Origin of the sequence: Cypionkella aquatica, assembly GCF_030161095.1 — a bacterium.
Lineage (GTDB): Bacteria > Pseudomonadota > Alphaproteobacteria > Rhodobacterales > Rhodobacteraceae > Cypionkella > Cypionkella aquatica.
In genome coordinates this window covers 1-1,001 of record NZ_BSPP01000029.1, presented here as the reverse complement: position 1 = coordinate 1,001, position 1,001 = coordinate 1, and the positions used below count along the sequence as shown (strand labels likewise).

Below are 1,001 nucleotides of genomic sequence, written 5' to 3'. Positions count from 1 at the left end.
GATCTACACTTGGCAGAAGCAGTTTTCGCGGCCGGCGAAGGTGATCCAGGAGGTTGACGCCCAAGCTGATGAGATCCGTCGCCTTAAGCGCGATTTAGCGCGTGTGACGGAGGAGCGGGACATCCTAAAAAAGGCGACCGCATACTTCGCCAGGGAGTCCCGGTGAGGTATGCGTTCATCGCCGAGAACCGGTTGCTCTTTGCTGTCCGGGCGATGTGCCGGATGCTGCTGGTTCATCCGAGTGGCTTTTATGCATGGCTGCGAGAGCCATTGAGCCCCCGTGCTTTGGAAGATCAGCGTCAAACCGTGCTGCTTAAGCAGGCTTGGGATGATAGTGGCGAGGTCTATGGCTACCGCAAGCTGCACGATGATCTGTGCGACATGGGCGAAGACATCAGCCCCAACCGGGCTTGGCGTTTGGCACGTCTGGCGGGCATAAGGGCCCAGATTGGTTACAAAAAGAAGCCGGGCTCTTATGGTGGCAGCCCGGCTGTCGTGGCCGACAATACTCTGAACCGGGAATTCGATGTTGATGCACCGGACCAGTTCTGGGTCACCGACATCACTTATATCCGCACGCACGAGGGATTCCTGTATCTGGCCGTCGTGATCGATCTGTTTTCGCGGAGGGTTATCGGCAGGTCTATGCAAGGCCGCACCTATGCCGATCTACCACTGCAAGCCCTGCTGATGGCTGTCTGGCGGCGCAAACCAAAGACCAAGGTCCACGTGCATTCCGACCAAGGCTCACAATTCACCAGCTATGAGTGGCAGAAGTTCCTCGAACAGCACAATCTGGTCCCCAGCATGAGCCGTCGTGGGAACTGCTGGGACAACGCTGTCGCTGAGAGCTTCTTCAACCTGCTCAAACGTGAACGCATCCGCCGCAGGAAATACAAAACCCGCGAAGAAGCCCGTCAAGACGTATTCGATTACATCGAGTTCTTCTACAACCCGCAGCGCAAACACGTTAGGAATGGCATGCTGTCACCGATTGCCTT

General features: G+C 56.5%; 1 pseudogene. It reads left to right on the top strand.

Going from position 1 to position 1,001, the window contains the following annotated elements:
* Positions 1–1,001: pseudogene (locus tag QQJ98_RS19775) on the top strand (IS3 family transposase); the annotation flags it as partial.